We start from the raw sequence: 2672 nt of genomic DNA, 5'->3' as shown, positions 1-2672 counted from the left end.
GGCCAAGCGAGGCGGCGACGGAGGCTTCGGTGCGGGTCAGCTCAAACAGGTCGCGCAAACGCGCCGACGCGATTGGCGCTTCTGGGTCGCGGAGAAAAATCAACAGAGCGGGGCGCTGGTAGCCGAATAGATGTGTCGAGGGGCGCAGCGGCGCGACTTCTAGCGTCAGCGGCGCACGGCCGGATCGCGGAATGGAGACGGCTGAATCGGCTGCGGCCAGCCTTCCCCTGGCAGCATCCATCCCAGCGCGAACCAACGCGAGCAGCTTGTTTTGTAGGTCGGGCTGGCGGAGCGACAGACGCCCGCTCAACAGCGTGAGCTCCTTATTCTCGCGGAGCAGAGTCTCTGCCATGGCGCTCGCCTGGATCACACGGCAGGCGCTGTCAATCATGAGTACGCCGGTGTCCATTCGATCCAGCGCCTCCAGCATGGAGACATGCGAGCGCGATATCGACGCGAGGCGCTGGCCAAGCCGTAACGCACGTTGCAGATGAGGCAGCAAGACTTTCGCCCGCAATCGATCTGCGCGGGCATATGCTCCCGCTTCACGCGGACGATGAATGCCGAGCACGCCGGTCGCGCCATCGGCGGTCGGAAATACTGCGCCGAGCATGTGATAGATGCCGAGATGGCGCAGCCATTCTTGATAAAAGCCGCTGCGCGCCCGTTCTTCGGGCGTTACCAGATCTTCGTCTGTAATCACCTGAGACAGGCCATGAGCCAGTGAGCGCTCGACCCAGAGGTCGCGGCGGTGCCAGTCATCGGCCCAGGCCTGATCCCGCTTCCCGACAAGCAAGTTGTCAGTGCATTCGATCAGGCTGACCCACGCCCCGTCGCCGTGCAATTTCACGACGGTGCTGACGGAGTCGAAGGCTTCGGCGATTCGCGTCGCGGTTCCAGGCCACAGCGCCTCATCGAGGGCAGCATCGTAAAGATGTGCAATCAGGCCCGAGAGTCTGGAACTGCTTTCACGGGGAGATGACACGGCTCTAACACGATCTCTCATTCGTCGGCGCTCGCTTTTCTCATCTATCCGCCTGAAGGATTTCTCGTCCTGATCCGTTCGATGCGTCGTCCTGAACTTCTCCCTCATCTAGGGGACGAAAGCATCCTTTGTCGACTCGATAATGACTCTACAGCCGCGGGGCATCATGAGCAAATGAGTGACCCGTTTTGTCTAAACGTTCGTCATCAGCAATGGGGCCTGCATGGGACTCACGACGCTCAGCGGAGTTGTCAGTGGCATCCGACATTCAACTGAAACCCGGGGCACGGTGGGCCGTAATGGCGGTTCCGTAAAAACGGGGCAGGTCATTGCGTTCCGGGTCGACGGTCGATCTGCTCAGATCAAGCTGCCGGACGTGCCGGATGTCCGGGATGGAGATGAGGTTACGCTCGCCGGGAGCGAGAAGAACGGGGTGTTCAAGGCTCTGGCATTGCGGAATGATAAAACCCGTGCGGTTTATAGCATTCCCACGGTCGTCGGCTACCTCATGGGCGCGACGCTCATCGCGCTCGGCGCGATGACTCTGTTCATCCTCATTGGGGTGATCTTCATTGCTGGTGGGCTCTGGACAATTTATGAGGCGCGCAACTACACGCGGGCGGCCGACATGCTGAAGGCGTGAGCGAAGAAGCCGTGCATGCCGAGCCAGCGCCGAGCGTTTCAACACCTTCGATCCATAACGCCATCTGCAGAGTGTGCTCCGATGTCTGATCGCGTCCCCAATAGAATCTCGTCCAGTGGATTTTCTCGCCGGAGCGTCGCGTTGGCTGCGCTACTGTGTTCGACCCCCGCCGCGCAGGCGGCTCCGGGCTGGGACATTGTCGGCCTCAAGCTGGGTATGACCGAGCAACAGGCGCTCGCGGCCATCAAGGCGCACTCGCCCAACGCGCAGGTGACGACGAACTCTCTGAAATTCACCTTCCACGACGGGGCGAAACAGCAGGAAACGCCATCATTCACATCTGGCCTGATCGTGCGGGTCCCGCAAACGGGCCAGGACGGCGAAACCATCCAGGTGGAATTTTCGGCGCCGCCAACTGGCCAGCGGGTGATCAGCCTCCGCCGCACGCTCTCCAGCTACGCCAACCCACCGGCGCTGGAGCGAATGATCGATTCCGTCGCACAAAAGTACGGGAAGCCAAACACACAGTCGAAATACGGCATCGGGCAGATCACAACGCAACTTGGCTGGGCGGAGGCGAACCGCAAGCCGTGCGGCAAGCTCGACAAGGGCCTCCTGCTGCCTCCTGTCTCCCAGACGCCGGATTCACTGAGGTGGTATGACTTGCAGCAGAAGAACGGGCTGGCGCCGGCCAATGCCTCCGAGTGCAGCGGCGTCCTGCAGGTCAAGTTGACGACCAAGGCCGGCGGCTCGTCTGTTGTGACCATGGAATTTCAGATGACCGACCCTGGTTACGGCGTGCCTGCCATGCAGGCGACGAAACAGTGGCTGGCGGATCTGGAAGCCGAGGCACGCAAGGTACGACTAGATTCCGGGAAGGCTCCAAAACTCTAAGCGTACTGGCGCGTCCGCAAATCTGACGCATCCAGTTGCGGGATGAGAAGTGACGCGTGAAATCACCGCGCAACAGCACGTATAGACCAATGTGCGATACGCGGGCCGTCGTTCTCTGCCACTGCGGATGTCGAGCGGTTCGTCGGGCAC

The 2672-nt window shown here is 61.0% G+C and carries 3 protein-coding genes; 2 read left to right on the top strand and 1 reads right to left on the bottom strand.

Annotated elements, in window-relative coordinates; all coding sequences use genetic code 11:
* The coding region (locus JNL55_RS00960; protein ID WP_293848338.1) for a hypothetical protein at nucleotides 1-985 on the bottom strand (985 nt) is incomplete at its 3' end.
* Nucleotides 986-1208: 223 nt separating this feature from the next.
* On the opposite strand from JNL55_RS00960, the gene JNL55_RS00955 reads away from it, so the two are divergent.
* Entirely contained in the window at nucleotides 1209-1628 is a 420-nt protein-coding gene (locus JNL55_RS00955; RefSeq protein WP_293848336.1) for a hypothetical protein, read from the top strand.
* Nucleotides 1629-1709: 81 nt separating this feature from the next.
* Nucleotides 1710-2522 (top strand): hypothetical protein, encoded by an 813-nt coding sequence (locus JNL55_RS00950; RefSeq protein WP_293848334.1) that lies wholly within the window; start codon nucleotides 1710-1712, stop codon nucleotides 2520-2522.
* The last annotated feature ends 150 nt before the right edge of the window (nucleotides 2523-2672 follow it).

The sequence above is a fragment of the Steroidobacter sp. genome, assembly GCF_016790065.1.
Taxonomy (GTDB): Bacteria; Pseudomonadota; Gammaproteobacteria; order Steroidobacterales; family Steroidobacteraceae; genus Steroidobacter.
This window is presented reverse-complemented; position numbering and strand designations above follow the sequence as displayed.

Excerpts from the sequence above, each read along its gene's own strand:
- JNL55_RS00955 (WP_293848336.1), top strand. The coding sequence starts at position 1,209 with ATGGGACTCACGACGCTCAGCGGAGTTGTCAGTGGCATCCGACATTCA.
- JNL55_RS00950 (WP_293848334.1), top strand. The coding sequence starts at position 1,710 with ATGTCTGATCGCGTCCCCAATAGAATCTCGTCCAGTGGATTTTCTCGC.